Annotated in this window: 15 protein-coding genes and 1 pseudogene; 6 read left to right on the top strand and 10 right to left on the bottom strand. The window is 60.8% G+C overall.

The features are described 5' to 3' along the window. Window positions 1–255: 255 nt before the first annotated feature. The 5 genes from Q7L05_RS14985 to Q7L05_RS14965 form a co-directional block, all read right to left on the bottom strand. Window positions 256–597, bottom strand: a complete 342-nt coding sequence (locus Q7L05_RS14985) for a TraR/DksA family transcriptional regulator (protein WP_303908462.1) — start codon at window positions 595–597, stop codon at window positions 256–258. Between the two features lie 128 nt (window positions 598–725). After that, window positions 726–1,325, bottom strand: a complete 600-nt coding sequence (locus tag Q7L05_RS14980; protein WP_303908459.1) for a methyltransferase — start codon at window positions 1,323–1,325, stop codon at window positions 726–728. Window positions 1,326–1,587: 262 nt separating this feature from the next. Beyond that, a complete protein-coding gene (locus Q7L05_RS14975) occupies window positions 1,588–2,400 on the bottom strand; it encodes a DUF3618 domain-containing protein (RefSeq protein ID WP_303908456.1) in 813 nt (270 codons plus the stop codon). Window positions 2,401–2,405: 5 nt separating this feature from the next. Further along, window positions 2,406–2,798 carry a phage holin family protein gene (locus Q7L05_RS14970; RefSeq protein ID WP_303908453.1) on the bottom strand — a complete coding sequence of 131 codons (393 nt, stop codon included), beginning with the start codon at window positions 2,796–2,798 and terminating at the stop codon, window positions 2,406–2,408. An 18-nt stretch (window positions 2,799–2,816) separates the two neighbouring features. Next, entirely contained in the window at window positions 2,817–3,365 is a 549-nt protein-coding gene (locus Q7L05_RS14965; protein WP_303908451.1) for a hypothetical protein, read from the bottom strand. A 303-nt stretch (window positions 3,366–3,668) separates the two neighbouring features. Between Q7L05_RS14965 and Q7L05_RS14960 the strand changes: the two genes are divergently transcribed. Both Q7L05_RS14960 and Q7L05_RS14955 read left to right on the top strand, forming a co-directional pair. Next, on the top strand, window positions 3,669–4,781 hold the full coding sequence (locus tag Q7L05_RS14960; RefSeq protein WP_303908449.1) for an App1 family protein: 1,113 nt from the start codon (window positions 3,669–3,671) through the stop codon (window positions 4,779–4,781). A gap of 131 nt (window positions 4,782–4,912) precedes the next feature. Continuing rightward, window positions 4,913–5,437, top strand: coding sequence for a hypothetical protein (locus Q7L05_RS14955; protein WP_303908446.1), 525 nt, complete (start codon window positions 4,913–4,915; stop codon window positions 5,435–5,437). A gap of 43 nt (window positions 5,438–5,480) precedes the next feature. Here Q7L05_RS14955 and cydB read toward each other — a convergent pair whose 3' ends face one another. The 3 genes from cydB to Q7L05_RS14940 form a co-directional block, all read right to left on the bottom strand. Further along, the gene (gene cydB, locus Q7L05_RS14950) at window positions 5,481–6,476 is read right to left on the bottom strand and encodes a cytochrome d ubiquinol oxidase subunit II (RefSeq protein ID WP_303908443.1); all 996 of its coding nucleotides are present in this window, start codon (window positions 6,474–6,476) and stop codon (window positions 5,481–5,483) included. Window positions 6,477–6,479: 3 nt separating this feature from the next. Further along, complete coding sequence (locus Q7L05_RS14945) at window positions 6,480–7,865, bottom strand: cytochrome ubiquinol oxidase subunit I (RefSeq protein ID WP_303908439.1); 1,386 nt, start codon at window positions 7,863–7,865, stop codon at window positions 6,480–6,482. Window positions 7,866–8,018: 153 nt separating this feature from the next. Beyond that, complete coding sequence (locus Q7L05_RS14940) at window positions 8,019–8,360, bottom strand: SPW repeat protein (RefSeq protein ID WP_303908436.1); 342 nt, start codon at window positions 8,358–8,360, stop codon at window positions 8,019–8,021. A gap of 360 nt (window positions 8,361–8,720) precedes the next feature. On the opposite strand from Q7L05_RS14940, the gene Q7L05_RS14935 reads away from it, so the two are divergent. Further along, window positions 8,721–9,221, top strand: coding sequence for a thermonuclease family protein (locus tag Q7L05_RS14935; RefSeq protein ID WP_303908433.1), 501 nt, complete (start codon window positions 8,721–8,723; stop codon window positions 9,219–9,221). Between the two features lie 27 nt (window positions 9,222–9,248). Here the strand turns inward: Q7L05_RS14935 and Q7L05_RS14930 are convergent, their stop codons facing one another. Both Q7L05_RS14930 and Q7L05_RS14925 read right to left on the bottom strand, forming a co-directional pair. Next, window positions 9,249–10,841: a phospholipase D-like domain-containing protein gene (locus Q7L05_RS14930; protein ID WP_303908430.1), complete on the bottom strand. Its 1,593-nt coding sequence runs from the start codon at window positions 10,839–10,841 to the stop codon at window positions 9,249–9,251. 138 nt (window positions 10,842–10,979) lie between these two features. Beyond that, window positions 10,980–12,236 carry an endonuclease/exonuclease/phosphatase family protein gene (locus Q7L05_RS14925; protein ID WP_303908427.1) on the bottom strand — a complete coding sequence of 419 codons (1,257 nt, stop codon included), beginning with the start codon at window positions 12,234–12,236 and terminating at the stop codon, window positions 10,980–10,982. A 176-nt stretch (window positions 12,237–12,412) separates the two neighbouring features. Here Q7L05_RS14925 and Q7L05_RS14920 point away from each other — a divergent pair, with 176 nt between their 5' ends. From Q7L05_RS14920 to Q7L05_RS14910, 3 genes and pseudogenes are all read left to right on the top strand, one after another. Next, window positions 12,413–13,252, top strand: coding sequence for a cytochrome b/b6 domain-containing protein (locus tag Q7L05_RS14920; protein WP_303908424.1), 840 nt, complete (start codon window positions 12,413–12,415; stop codon window positions 13,250–13,252). Continuing rightward, a complete protein-coding gene (locus Q7L05_RS14915) occupies window positions 13,249–14,025 on the top strand; it encodes a molybdopterin-dependent oxidoreductase (RefSeq protein ID WP_303908421.1) in 777 nt (258 codons plus the stop codon). The genes Q7L05_RS14920 and Q7L05_RS14915 overlap by 4 nt, the downstream gene beginning before the upstream one ends. After that, a pseudogene (locus Q7L05_RS14910) lies at window positions 14,003–14,192 on the top strand (hypothetical protein); the annotation flags it as partial. The gene Q7L05_RS14915 and the pseudogene Q7L05_RS14910, both read left to right, overlap by 23 nt.

The following is a 14,192-nucleotide window of genomic DNA, read 5'->3' as shown; positions in this document are numbered from 1 at the left end:
CGGGGCCGCGTGCGGCGGGTACGGCTCGCAATGACGGCTAAAGGTTCGTCACTGAATTCGGGTCTGCGCAGCAAGGGATACGGCTCGCAATGACGGCTAAATACCCATCATGATTCGGGTCTGCGAAGCAGGCGGTGCGGTTCGCAATGACGGCTAAGAGTTCGTCATCGATTCGGCCCAGCGCAGCTGGGGGCACGGCTCGCAATGACGGCTAAACGTTCCTCGGTGACCGACGAACAGTGATCGGGCTACGGATCAGCTGTCCCTGGCCTCGGCACAGCTAATGCAAAGAGCTGCTGTCGGGTCGAATTCCAGGCGGCGTTCGTTAATCGGCTCGTCGCAATCAATGCAGTAGCCGTAGCTCCCGTCGTCACAGCGTCGAAGCGCCCCCTCGATTCGACGTAAGGTCGATTCGACCCGTTGGCTGGTGTTTTGGGCCATCGCTTGCTGCTGAAGCGCGTCCATCCTGGAAAGCCGGCCGACGCTGGATTGGTCCAACTGGACGGTTGCCGTGGAGGCATCGCGGGTCGCCTGCAGCGAGAGGAGTTTCTCGCGCTCCTGTAGAAGCCGAGAGCGGAAATCTTCAATATCGGGCATTTTCTGGTGCTCTTCCGTTGTGGCGGATCGATGCGGGCCAGTCGAATATCAGGTTTCGTTCGGGACATTGGCCGCTCGAAAAAGTCCACACCCCGCTGATTCGGTGGGCTCTTGACTGCGGATAGCCCTTAATCCAGACGTTCGAGAAAGGCCGTCTGCGTCGGATGGCCGAACTCGGGATCGTAATCGCCAAAACCATCGGTAGTCACCCGGTAACCGTTACGGCACGCAACACCCGCAATCCAGCTGCGGAACTTGGCACGGTCCCATTCGAATTTATGGTCTTGCTCGCGAAGCTCGCCCGGCGCCAAGCCAAAGAGCGGGTTATATTCGCGGTTGGGCGTCGTCATCAAAACCACGCCCGGTCGCATTTGGCCAAACACAGCCCGTTCAACACTGGAGAGGGCCCCCGGTTTCACATGCTCTATGGTTTCAACCATTGCAGCGGCGTCAAAACCGGTCAGTGATCTCTGTGGATCGGCATAAGAACCGCGGATCAGACGCAGACGGGGTGATCTGCCTTCAAGATAGCCGGAGAGCATGTTCCTGGCCTGGAGCAAAGAGCGGCCGGAGGCTTCCACCCCAACAATATCCTCAAACTGTTCATCGCGAACCAGACGATAGAGCAGGGCACCCGAGCCGCATCCCAGATCCAGTATCCGCGATGCTCCGGTGGCCTTGATTCGATGGAAGGCGTGATCCAGACGGGCCTCATGTAAAGAGGTCATCCGGGGCATCATCGCTTGTGACCACGCCCCGTCAAAGTGCATCAGCAACACCGGGCTCCGAAGGAGATAGGGACGCCCAGCTTATACTGGATCCAGCCTGTTGTGAATCCGGTCGGGCAAGGGAGAAGATGCCCCGCCCAGAGGGCCTGTCGAGCACTTTGAACGCCGCTATCCGGAGCAGCCGTTGCTGCGACGAACCCGGTTCACTGATGCACGCAGACGGAAGGCTCGGCCGAAGCGCTATCGGCCGAGCCGCGCACATTCAGTGTGGCTGTGGTCTGCCTGGGCCCTTCTCCCCCTCGTGCTCGCGGGACTGCTCCTTGGCACGCTGCTCGCCCTCCTTGATGGAGGAGGTTGCAGCCTGACCGGCCTTTCGAATCTTCTCTTCTGCCTGCTGTGCGGCGCTGACGGTGCCGGCCCCAGCGGTCTCGCTTGCTTTCTCGCTGAGTCGTTCCCCGGTCTCCCGCGCTTTGGGCGGCGCATTTACACGCGGCAATGCCGCCCCAAACAGGGCCCCGAGAGTCACACCGATGGCGCCCACCAAAAGCGGCTGCTCCTGGAACATCCGTCCGGTCTGATGGCGTAAGTCGCTGCCGGTCCGCGAGGCCCGGGTCGCCCACAGACGCCCCTGCTCCCGCCACGCCTCTGCGCTCTCCCGAACCTGACCGGCTCTTTCAGCCATCCGCTGTCGGGTCGCTTCGATCCGGGCTTTTGCCTCCTCCCGGGTCTCGCCCGCCTTGACGGACACCGATTCGCCGGTATCGAGAGGTCGCTGCCGGTTTCTCGATCCCACCATCAGCCAGGCAATGCCGATTCCCGTCAGGGCGACCGGCAGCGGATTGCCGCGGATATCCTCTGCCATGTTCGTGGCAAACTCTTTCGGACCCGACTGCATATATTCGCTGGCCCAGTGCAGGATGGATTCCGGCGTAAAGCGCCCGGTCAGCTCCTCGATAGTCGCGGTCATTTCCTGACGGGTATCCTCGAGGTCGCGTTCGATCTCCTCCGGCGTCATCGGCCGGCCCGCCTGACCGTTACCGCCCGGGTGCCGTTCGTGTGCTGTCCTTTCGCTCATGGTTCTTACCCCTTGAGTACCTGACGATCCCGTTTGAACGAGCCGATGGTGCGGCTGGGTTTCAGTCCCTCGGCCGAAATTTTCTTCCGACCGCTTTGCAGGATTCCCAGCCCGACCAGTGCGACCACCACACCGACAATCAAAGGCGCCACCCAGGGTTGGGTGGTCCAGGGAGCAATGAGCTCCGCCAGCACGACAATAGCGGCATAGAGCAGCGCAAGCAGGCCGCTGAAGGCGACGAAAGCACCAGTGAGAATGGACACGGCACCACTCGCGGTTTGATCGACCTTTTCACTCATTTCCGCTTTTGCCAGCTGAACCTCGTCCCGCACCAGCGTGGAGGTTTCACGGGAGAGATCGGCGATCAACGACGCCAGCGATTTTTCCGAATTGGCCATGATCACTTCCTCCTTAAACTAGTGCGGGGCTCCGGGTTTACGGCTTTCCAGCTCGCCGTACTCGGCTTCGGCCCGTGGGTAGATTTCGCCGGCTTCGGTCTGGACCTCGCCCGGCGGCGATGCGGTCGCTTCCGCAGACCGCTCGGCGGCAGACGGACGCGATAATTTGAGCATCTGCGACAGCGCAATCCCGGCAAGAACGGCACCACCCATGAAGACCGCCGGACGTGTCCGTGCGAAGTCTGTTGTCCGGTCGATGAGTTCCTGGCTATCACCCGACGTCAGGTTGTGCGAAAACCGCTCCAGTCCATCACCAGCCCAGTGGGCATACTGGCTGGACGATGTGTCACCCTCCTTTTCCAGGTGCGAGGCGGCCGAATGCATGGCCGATGCCCAATGCTCCGCATAGCGGGCGAAAACCCGCCGCTGTTCATCCACGATGCCGAAGCCGCTCCGGCGGGCCTGATCGAGTACCGCTCTGGATTGCTCACGTGCGACCTCGGCAACGTCCTCGGCCGCTGCCCGGGGCGATTCACCGGCCGTTTTTCCTTCATGAGTCTTTTCCATCTCTGCCTCCTTGCCCTTGGGCGTTGCTCCCCGAAGCGTTGTTCAAAAAGAGGCAAAGGGAAATCGGTGAAAATACTCACCTGCCGGTGATCCTGCATCGACCTTTCTGCTATGGATTGCGTATGCCATCTGGCGATCCGGTATCTGAAGCGGTTCACCCGCTCAGGGGGTTCCTTGGGTTTGTTGAAGGTGTTACGACGGGCTCTGCACGTACTCTCCATGCCAGTGAGGGGACAGGCTCGACGGCGCGGGCTGGTTATTCAACCCTATCGCGGCTATGGCACACGTCAGGAAATCTGCCTGATGGGTCGGGTATACCGACAGGCCGGCCCGTGGCTCGGGCGCGAGGGAAGCGTACTGGGTGATGCGGGGGATATCGTTCGGCGGGTGATGCGGCGCGGCCAGACCGACGCCATCGTATGGGTGGGTTGCGGTGGCACCGAGCAGTGGGTGAGTACCGATGCGGATGGCTACTTCCGTATCCATCTGCGACCCCGACAGGCGCCTTCCACCCATCAACACTGGCACCGTGTCGCACTCAAGCTGGTACAGCCCTTCGAGCCGGAGAGCGAAACCGAAGGTCAGGTGTATATTCCCCCCGATTCAGCGCGTCACGTGATCATCAGTGACATCGACGATACGGTGGTCTTTACCGGCGTCGCCAACAAGATAGGCATGCTGTGGCGGCTCTTTGTGCAGGGGCCGAGGAGCCGTACCGCTTTTCCGGGCGTAAGCGCCCTCTATCGAGGCCTGCACGAAGGGCCGGGTGGCGGGGAGCACAACCCGATTCTTTATGTCTCGCGCGGCCCTTGGGGGCTATATGAGCTGCTTGAGGAGTTCTTTCAGCTGCACAACATTCCGGTTGGTCCGATCATGTTCCTGCGTGAATGGGGGCTCTCTCCCCTGCGTCCGTTTCCGCGCCGGGATGAAGGTCATAAGCTCGAACTGATCAGAACCATGCTGACGCTCTATACGAATATGCCTTTCGTTCTGGTGGGAGACAGCGGCCAGGAGGACCCGGAGGTGTATGCCCGAATCGTACAGGAGTATCCGGGGCGGGTGAGTGCCGTTTATATACGAGATGTCAGCCTCGGCCCGAAACGGATCGGGGCCATCGAGCAACTGGCCGAGCAGATTGCGAGCGCCGGGAGCACACTGGTACTGGCGGCCGACAGCTTCGCCATGGCGAGGCACGCAGAAGGGCACGGCCTGCTTGCACCCCAAGCACTTTCCCGCATCCTCGAAGAGGAGGAGCAACAAGAGCAGAGCGCTGAGCCGCATCCGCAGCGGCGGATAACCGTGACCGAATATGATCCGGTGAGCACTCGCGAAGCAGCGCAAAGGGAGCTCCAGGAGCGGCGGAACCGAGGTGAAATTCCCGACGTAGTGGTGGACGATAAGAGTCGGACGAAATAACCGGACGTTGAAGTCGCTGCCCCGGCACTCCACCGGAAACCTCGAAGCTGTTCCCCTACACCGTTTCGGTTGTTCAGCTTCATTTCATGGCCCAACCATAAACTGGTTACGAATCACAGAGGAGTGCACCGATGAAATTCTTACCACTGATGTTTGTTACCGCCACTGCCCTGTTGGGGGCGCAGGGATTCGCATGGGCTGGCGACGATGGGATACGGGCCGACATCGTTGGCAATGCAAACCAGACGGTCCCCGCTGTCTTCGTTCGAGTCCTACGACTGCTTGCCCTCGGGCCGGACGGCGAGCAGCGATCCCTGTACGAGGATCCGGAGGGTCGGGTGGTGCCGTTGATGAAGATGGACAAACTCGGCGAGTCGCTGGACACCGAACAACTGCCAACCGGTGCCTATTACCATCTCGAGGCGGGGTTAGCCAATGAACTTATGGTGGCAACTGCCGACGGCCGGTTGGTGACCATGCCCTACACCCGGGATGGCTCCAATCCGAAACTTGCGCTGACGGGTGCGGTACTGGTTGGCAAAGATGGAGCCCATACGCCGGGGCTTGTTCCACAGTTTGTGATTGAGAGCCAGCACACTTTCGGCCGCCCCCGCAACCGGGACCATGATGAAGACCGCGAGCACGACGACGACTAAACCGCAGCTACGGCTCGGGCTCCGGGACGAATCGGAAGTGCTCTCAATGGTAACCCGTATGTTGGGTTACCTTGCCGCGAAATACGCGATAGACGTGAACCGTATAGCCCAGCACCAGCGGCAACAGCAGGAGCACGCCGACCAGAATGAAGGCCAGGCTTTCCGGTGGCGAGGCGGCATCCCAGATGGTGTAGTGACGGGGGACCACGTACGGCCAGAGACTGACGCCAAGACCTGCATAGGCGAGCAGGAACAGTGCAATGGCGAAGGGGAATGGCCCCCGCTCCCGGCGAACCGAGAGCAGGTGCCATGCTCGCCAGACGCACCAGGCGGTCACCAGGGGGATCGGCGAGAGATAGAGCAGATTCGGCAGCGTGAACCAGCGGGCGGCGATCTCCGGTTGCACCAGGGGTGTCCAGATACTGACCAGTACGATGAAGAAAGTCATGCCGACCAGTAAAACCCGGCCGGCCCGAAAACACCACTCCTGCAACGGCCCTTCGGTTTTTAGGATCAGCCAGGTTGCCCCCAGAAGGGCATAACCGTTCACCAGGGCCAGGCCCGTCATCAGACTGAACGGTGTCAGCCAGCCAAAAGTCCCGCCAATATAGCGCCCCTCTTCCACGTCGAAGCCTTCGACGAAGCCGCCCAGGACAAGTCCCTGGGCGAAGGCTGCAACGGCAGAGGCGAAAAAGAAGGCGTAGTTCCAGAGATGGCGTTTCTCGGCCCTGGGACGAAACTCGAACGCCACGCCGCGAAACACCAGCGCCGCCAACAGCACCATGACTCCGGCGTAGAGTGCTGGCAGCACCACCGAATAGGCCAACGGAAAGGCGGAAAACAGGGTGACGCCGCCCAATACCAACCAGGTCTCGTTGCCATCCCACACCGGCGAGATCGTGGCGATCATCACGTCGCGATCCGCATCGTCCGGGACAAAGGGAAAAAGGATGCCGACTCCCAGATCAAAGCCGTCGAGGATGACATACATGCCGATGGCAAGTAGCAGGATACCCGCGGCGACAATGACCCAATCCATGCGTTATCCCTCCTTCGGCGCTGACGGAAACCAGGCAGTACGGGGGGCCCCGGGGATACCTTCGGAGGGAACCCGCTCATCGGGTCCGCGCTGCACCAGGCGGTAGAGGAAAAACAGAAAGGCGCCCAACAGCAGGTGGTAGACCACCAGGAACATCACCACCGAACCCGCTACCGAAGAGAGCGGTATCGGAGTGGCCGAGTCGATGGTTCGTAACAGGCCCTGGACCACCCAGGGCTGACGGCCAATTTCGGTGACGAACCAGCCGGCGATCACCGCCACGAAGCCGAGGGGACTCGCAGCGACCAGCAGTTGAAGAAACCAGCGGCTGTCGTAGAGGCGACGACGAACCCGCAGGAACGTGCCGATCAGCGCAAGGGCCAGCAGCAAAAAGCCGGCATAGAGCATCACTCGAAAGGACCAGAAGACAGCACCCACAGGGGGCCGTTCATCGGGGTTTACGCTACTGAGTCCTTGCACTACGGCGCCCGGGTCGTGCTTCAGGATAAAGCTGCTTGCGCCCGGTATTTCCAGGGCATACCGGTTCTCCTCACGCTCGGAGTCCGGGATCCCGAAGACCACAAAAGGGGCATGACCACGGGTCTCCCATAGCCCTTCCATGGCAGCGATCTTGACGGGTTGATGTTCCAGCGTATTCAAGCCGTGCAAGTCCCCCAACAGCACCTGTCCGGGTGCCACAATCAAGGCGGTCCACATGGCCATCGAGAGCGTGCGCCGCGACAGGTCGATGTGCCGGCCACGGAGCAGGTACCACGCGGCGACACCTGCCACCACGAATGCCACGGTCAACAGCGAGGCATTCAACATGTGTGCGAGACGATAGGGAAACGACGGATTGAAGACGACCGTCCACCAATCATTTGCAAAGAAAATCTCGTCACGCAACGTGAAGCCGACCGGCGTGTGCATCCACGAATTGGCCGACAGGATCCAGAAAGCCGACAGCACAGTGCCAACCGCGACCATCACGGTGGAAAAAAAATGCACCCGGGGGCCGACCTTGCCCCAACCGAACAGCAGGATGGGGAGAAAACTCGCTTCGAGAAAAAATGCCATTAGCACTTCATAAGAGAGCAGGGGCGCCAGCACGTTGCCGGTGACGCGGGAGAATCCATTGAAGTTGGTACCGAATTCAAACGAGAGGACGATGCCCGAGACCACCCCGACGCCGAACGCGAGGCCGAAGATCTTCATCCAGAACCGGAACAGCAGCATGTAGGCGTGGTCGTGGGTGCGTAGCCACAGGCCGTGCAGTACAACCAGAAAGAGTGAGAGACCGATCGTCAGGGTGGGAAAAAGAATGTGGAACGCCAGGGTAAACGCCATCTGAAAGCGCGATAGAAATATTGGATCGGCGAGAAATTCCAATGTCGCACTCCTGAAAGGTTCACACGTGCTATCACAAAGAATAGACGAATAGAGAGAGTACAGGGGTAATAAAACCCGGAGCCCCGCCGAAGAGGCTGCGGACAAAACCGATCAAAAGGTGGCGAAACCGAAGCGGCTTCGCCTCCGGGCGCTTTACACCTGGCGCCGCAGCGGTCGCCGGGACATCACCCAGACAGCATCAGCCGCCACGATAAATCCTACAATGATGTGATTCCACATCGCGGCGTTCTCCGCAGTGAATGCCAGTATGAACGGGGCGATGAGGATCCAGATGCCTACCACCAGATTGACCCATTCCTCCCAAATCTGCGGGCGGGCGAGGGCCCAGGCGGACATCACGGCGACCACGGCGCCGAAAATCCACGAATTCCATGCTGCCGTCTCGACGATACCAATGCCGAAAAACGGCGAGAGAAAGAGCCAGATACCGAGTATCAGACTTACCCAGTCCTGCCAGCGCTGCTTCTGTTCCATGTGCACCTCCTTGAAGCTCAGATGACGATCGGGACATCCGACCGGCCAAGATCTCTAATGGAAACGCTAGCGCGAAACAGCGCATTCGCAAGGGGCTACGCTTTTTGGTGATACCGGGGTGCATTCATCGTAGGTAACTACTCACTCCTTCGGTCATCCCCGCGTAGGCGGGGATCCAGAGGACAGAAGCATGGTTCAAAATGGATCCCCGCCTACGCGGGGATGACGTTGCCCGGAATGCAGCGCCCTGGACGGAAAAACCTGGATCCCCGCCTACGCGGGGATGACGGATCTCCCGGGCCGTGCGTGATCACCCGGGCGAGCAGTTACCATCGTAGTTTTCCGGACAGGTTTATCGCCATGGTTGCAAACGCATTTCATCGCATGCTTTTCAGGTGGGTCGTACTGCTATTGTTACTGTTTGGTTCCGGAGCTTATGCCCAGAGCTTTGGTGGACTGGGGTTTGTGCGGGACGACGGCAGCATAGGCGTGGGGAACCGAACGGTTCACTTGTGGGGCATTCACATTCCCCTGGAGGATGAAACCTGTTTCACGTTCATGCGCCCGGTGCGCTGTGGTCCGCGTCCGGTACTGGCGCTATCCCTCAAAGTAGAGGGTTTTATCCGCTGTCGCACTATGGACATGAGACCGGATGGAAGCATAGAGGCGCAGTGCAGAACCGATGGTGCCCCCTTTTCCGAGGGCGAAGATCTGGCGTCTTTCCTGCTGAAGAATGGATGGGCGATGGCCCGCCCCGAAGCACCTTTCGAATATCATGCCCAGGAGCGCGTAGCTCGTCACCGCAACATCGGGATCTGGGGAGTTCCCCAAGCCAGGATACCGGGAGCACGAAACCGATGATACGGAAGCGTTTGGTGGGCTGGAGGATTACAGGAGCGGCGTATCCAGCGCCCGAAGCGGTTTGACTAACCAGTATTGGTAGAAGGTGACGATGGGCCATTGCTCCGATTGCCAGTGGTCGGAAGGCCCGAACGCAATCATCGGGGGATCATCGGGCGAATCAGCGGTCGGTGCGATCCGGTAACGGTAGGTTCGCGGTGAGCCGGCGGCCATAAACCGTTCCGGCTTTTCGAGTACACGCTCTGCCAGTGCTTCGGAATCAGCGACCACCACCAGTTCGCTGTTGATCAGCATGCTCAGAGGATCGAAATTGTAGGTGCCCACAAGCGATACACGGCGATCCACGACGGCGATTTTGCTGTGAAGGTTATGGCTATTTCCGCCCACGTATAGCTGCAACGAGGGGATACGCTCGAGCAGTCGTGGCCACTGGTCGAAGAAAATGGCTTGGCCGATGGCACGGTCCCTGGCAGCGGGGCCGTTGGTCAGGATGGTGATGCGCACGCCCCGTTCGGCCGCCTCCTCCAGCAGATCGGCGGCGTCTCTGAGCAGCACCAGATAGGGACTCTGGATGAAGATCTCTTTTCGGGCGCTACGTATCAACCGAATCAGACTCCGGGTGATGGCATCATTGGCATCGATCAGCCGTGTGCGGCTGTCCAGCAGCCGCACACGTGTGCGCTCGCGTTCCAGGGGGGGTGAATCGAGTGTACCGCGCAGGCCGGGCAGGGCTTGCAGTTGGTGAGCCCAGGAGATCCGCTTATCCTCGAGATCCGATAGGGTCGTGTTCGGCAATTCGAGCCCTTTCAGCCAGGCATCCATCATTCGGTAAGCCCCGAGCAGGTCGTCTTCCGAGCCATCGATAGGCAGTACCCCCCGTTGAATCGGTTTTGCCTCTCCACTCGTGAACTGTGCCTCGAAGGCCGTAGTCAGGGCAGCTGCAATCTGTCTTCCGGCGAGGAGAATATCCGTGTCGTGAAAGGCTGTTGGATCGTCGGTCGGCGGGCTAAAGTATTCTCCGGAGATATTGCGGCCGCCGGTCAGGCCGCGATAGCCATCCACCACCAGGATCTTGTCGTGATCGCTGGCGATGACGGCCGCCGGGTTGAGGGTCAGGAAAGCGTCCAGATAACGGTATTTCAGCGGCCGGTACATCCGCACCTGCACCCCCGGTGTCCGCACCAGAATCCCAAGATAGCCGTTGCCGCGTCTGTCCCGGGACATTTCAGTCCCCATGGCGTCCAGCAGCACACGGATACGTACCCCTTCACGCGCTTTTTTTATCAGATGCCCCAGCAGGGCGGCACCGAATATGTCCTGCTTGAGAATGAAGTAGCTGACGTCGATACGTTGCCGGGCCACGTTGAGGAGCCGCCAGCGGGCGATCCATGCCGCCGCGTTGTCATCCAGCAAGGCAACACTGCTCTGATCGCTACCATTGGCGGCGGGTAGCGCGATAAACGCCTCGGAGAGGGTCATCTCCGGATCCATGGGTTCCGGGAAGGCGCCACGCCCTTCCGGAGCCGTCGGAAGCTGCACCTCCAGCAGCAGATGTGCGGCGACCCACAAAATGGCCAGTACGGCGGCAATTATCGATGTTGTGCGAAGCAGACGCTTCATTCCATTCCCTGTCCCGGTCGGCTCGATTCCGGAAAAAATTGCACTACCGGGTATCGCAGGTGGATTAGGGAGTCACCCGATAACCCGCTGAGTCAGGCAGCCTTCCAGGGCAGGGACATCGGGTGATCGGGTGCTGAATCACGATGCACGGCCCCCGGACATAAAGGTGAGCCGCTCAAGGCGCCGCAGTCGTTCGGGCTCTTCGCCCGCACGATCGCAGGCCAGGATCCGGGCCCATCGGTCGCGTCGCAGGTTGTCGCGCCAGGCGCTATACCCAATCTTGGTCGGTGCCGTCGCCCAATCGTAGTGGACGGCCAGCCCGTGGTGATCCGAAGCTTCGCTGCCGAGCACGGTTACGTTCGACGGCAACAGATCCGGGGTGGCGAATACCGCATCCAGCGGCCACTGCGGAGCCCGCGCGGGATAGGTCGCCCACGTTTTCAGCTCGACCGTGTCACGGGCTGCCACCCAGAACCGGGCATCAACCAGCGGACCGCTGGAGAGTACGTCGTGGGTCCGATCCGCTGCGAAATGCCGGCGTTTTGCCGTCATCCGGCTTGGTACGGCATTGATGTCCCCCATCAACAGGGTCGGTACGTCCCCGTCGACAAAGCGGGCCAGTATCTCAGCGGCCTGGCTCTCGCGCCGCTCTGGCCGAAAGGCCTCGAGGTGCGTCACGAGCAGGTCGAGCTCTCGGCCTGCTATTGCAATCCGTGCCTTGAGCACGCCACGAGGCTCCTCCAGTGTATCCATTAGCCACCCGGCCCTGCGCGGCGAGGCCGATGGCACACCCGGGCACTCCGAACCGAGCAGGCAGTCCTGTGTTTCAAGGACAGGGTGGCGCGACAGCAGTGCGTTGCCGAAGCGTACCTCCAGCCCGGGGATATCCCGACTCCACGTCTCACCTCTCCTTACCTGGTAAGCATAGCCGGTCAGTTTTTCCAACTCTCCGGCCAGAAAGGCCGCCTGATCCAGCCAGCCGCTACGACGGGAGTCGAAATCCACCTCGTTGAGGCTCACCACATCGACCGGTGCATTCGCGGGAGCCGCGCTCGCGATGCGGCGTGCGATATGGCGAAGGTTCTGCTCTGCTGTGGCGCGGTCAACCCACAGCCGCCATTCCGGGCCGAGGCCCGAGTGAAGATTGAAGGTGACGGCCCGCAGTGGCGGCAGGTCGTTCAGAAACGCTGATACAGGCACAGCGCCGCCGGTCTGCCAATCCGGGCGCAATTCAGCACACTCACCGGCGGTGACGGCCTGCCCGAAGGCGCTCGGCATCTGTACGTGGTGCAAAAGCGGAAGCCCCAGCACCCCGGCGACCGGCAGGAGAATCAGAAAAAGCCAACGGAGGTAAGTTCTTGCAAGACGGCGAATCACGTGAACGGGAGCTTCCAAGGGGTTATTCCGGACCTTACCGGTGCGCGCATCGGGCTTCTTACGACGGGTTCACACGAGTAAATCGCCACAGGATAGTCAGGACAGTGAGTCTTTGTGCGTAGTATTGTTCGGTTGTGATTTGTTTTTAGGCTATACCTTCGGCAAAGCCGAACCTCCAAAGTTCCGGAGTGCCGATGGAATCCGCGAAAATCGATCCCGATCCCGAGTCTCGAGGCGAAATCTACCGCCATACGGTGACGGTGCGGGTCACCCACTGGCTGAATGTGCTATTCCTGACGTTTATGCTCGGCAGCGGATTGCAGATCCTTAACGCACACCCTTCGCTTTACTGGGGCAGTCGCTCCGACCCCCAGGCAGCCTGGCTCGAGTTCAGCGCATACCAGACCCCCTCCGGGGAGCTGCGTGGCCATACCCGACTGTTCGGCGGCGAGTTCGATACCACGGGCGTACTCGGCGCATCGGAGGGCCCCGAAGGCACACTGGAGCAGAGGGCCTTTCCCGGGTGGGCGACGCTTCCAAGCACCCGTTGGCTCGCTATGGGACGGCGATGGCATTTCTTTTTTGCCTGGCTATTCGTCATCAATGGCCTGCTCTACATCGTCTATATCATCACCGCAGGGCACCTTCGTCGGGATCTGCTGCTGCGCCGCACTGAACTGAAGGGATTCGGGACCTCGCTCCTCCAGCACCTCAGTCCCCGCCGCCTGCGGGCCGAGGCCGCGAGCGGTTACAACCCGCTGCAGAAGCTGAGCTATCTCGGCGTAATTTTCCTGGCCGGGCCGCTCATCGTCTTGACCGGACTGACCATGTCCCCTTGGCTCAATACGGTATTCCCATGGCTACTCGACCTGTTCGGGGGGCGCCAGTCGGCGCGTAGTCTGCATTTCCTTGTCGCCTTTGCGCTGGTGCTGTTCGTGCTTGTTCATGTTGCCATGGTCGTGGTTGTCGGCCCCTTGAACCAACTGCGCGCCATGATCATCGGGCGGCTGCGAATCGAGGGAGACAAGGGATGAAGAAGGCAAGGTCTACCGGCGGACGGCGCCGCTTCCTTCGGCACATGGGAGGATTGTCGCTGCTGCCTCTTTTAAGTGGCTGTGACGGCCTTTCCCGAACCGAGTGGTTCCCGCGCCTGCTGGCCCGCGCCGAGACGCTGAACGAGCGTCTGCACCACCTGCTGGCCAGCCGGACCTCCATGGCGCGTGAATTCGCCGAGGCCGACCTGTCCCCACGTTTCCCCAGCAACGGCACCCGCTTCCCCATTGATGCGGATTACCAACAGCTGGTTGCGGCAGGCTTTTTCCCCTGGCGCCTCGAAATCGGCGGCCTGGTGGAGCATCCGATGAGGTTGTCGCTGGACGAGCTGCGGGCGATGCCCGCCCGGACCCAGATCACCCGCCACGACTGTGTCGAGGGCTGGAGCGCAATCGCCAAGTGGCGGGGCGCCCGACTGGCGGCCTTGCTGGACCTTGCAAGGCCGCGCCCGGAAGCCCGTTACGTGGTGTTCTACTGCTTCGACACCATGGACCGGAGCGGCGCCAAATACTACGAGAGTATCGATTTCGAAGAGGCTCGCCATCCCCAGACCCTGCTCGCCTACGACTGGAACGATGAGCCGTTGCCGGTTCCCTACGGGGCACCCCTGCGGCTTCGGGCAGAGCGCCAGTTGGGCTACAAGATGGCCAAGTACATTGACCGTATACAACTGGTCGAAAGGCTGGATGACATACGTGGTGGTAACGGCGGTTACTGGGAGGATCGTGGCTATGAGTGGTATACGGGTATTTAAAGGGCTGAGCGCGTGGTCGGTCGCGGCCCTGCTGCTGGTGGGCTGTGCCCCTGTCTCCCCGCCGGTTGAGAAACCGCCCCCGGTGGGGCCGCCTGCCGGATTTCCCGAACCGGCCTACCGGCAGGCTGCGGCCGAGGGGGCTGAGGTCTATCGCATCGACCCGGAGC

Origin of the sequence: Thiohalomonas denitrificans (genome assembly GCF_016841685.1) — a bacterium.
GTDB lineage: Bacteria > Pseudomonadota > Gammaproteobacteria > Thiohalomonadales > Thiohalomonadaceae > Thiohalomonas > Thiohalomonas denitrificans_A.
The sequence above is the reverse complement of the archived record's forward strand: the minus strand, read 5'-3'. Positions and strand labels throughout refer to the sequence as shown.

Excerpts from the sequence above, each read along its gene's own strand:
- Q7L05_RS14935 (WP_303908433.1), top strand. The coding sequence starts at position 8,721 with ATGGTTGCAAACGCATTTCATCGCATGCTTTTCAGGTGGGTCGTACTG.
- Q7L05_RS14960 (WP_303908449.1), top strand. The coding sequence starts at position 3,669 with ATGGGTCGGGTATACCGACAGGCCGGCCCGTGGCTCGGGCGCGAGGGA.
- cydB (WP_303908443.1), bottom strand. The coding sequence starts at position 6,476 with ATGGATTGGGTCATTGTCGCCGCGGGTATCCTGCTACTTGCCATCGGC.
- Q7L05_RS14965 (WP_303908451.1), bottom strand. The coding sequence starts at position 3,365 with ATGGAAAAGACTCATGAAGGAAAAACGGCCGGTGAATCGCCCCGGGCA.
- Q7L05_RS14985 (WP_303908462.1), bottom strand. The coding sequence starts at position 597 with ATGCCCGATATTGAAGATTTCCGCTCTCGGCTTCTACAGGAGCGCGAG.
- Q7L05_RS14975 (WP_303908456.1), bottom strand. The coding sequence starts at position 2,400 with ATGAGCGAAAGGACAGCACACGAACGGCACCCGGGCGGTAACGGTCAG.
- Q7L05_RS14980 (WP_303908459.1), bottom strand. The coding sequence starts at position 1,325 with ATGACCTCTTTACATGAGGCCCGTCTGGATCACGCCTTCCATCGAATC.
- Q7L05_RS14955 (WP_303908446.1), top strand. The coding sequence starts at position 4,913 with ATGAAATTCTTACCACTGATGTTTGTTACCGCCACTGCCCTGTTGGGG.
- Q7L05_RS14915 (WP_303908421.1), top strand. The coding sequence starts at position 13,249 with ATGAAGAAGGCAAGGTCTACCGGCGGACGGCGCCGCTTCCTTCGGCAC.
- Q7L05_RS14920 (WP_303908424.1), top strand. The coding sequence starts at position 12,413 with ATGGAATCCGCGAAAATCGATCCCGATCCCGAGTCTCGAGGCGAAATC.
- Q7L05_RS14940 (WP_303908436.1), bottom strand. The coding sequence starts at position 8,360 with ATGGAACAGAAGCAGCGCTGGCAGGACTGGGTAAGTCTGATACTCGGT.
- Q7L05_RS14970 (WP_303908453.1), bottom strand. The coding sequence starts at position 2,798 with ATGGCCAATTCGGAAAAATCGCTGGCGTCGTTGATCGCCGATCTCTCC.
- Q7L05_RS14930 (WP_303908430.1), bottom strand. The coding sequence starts at position 10,841 with ATGAAGCGTCTGCTTCGCACAACATCGATAATTGCCGCCGTACTGGCC.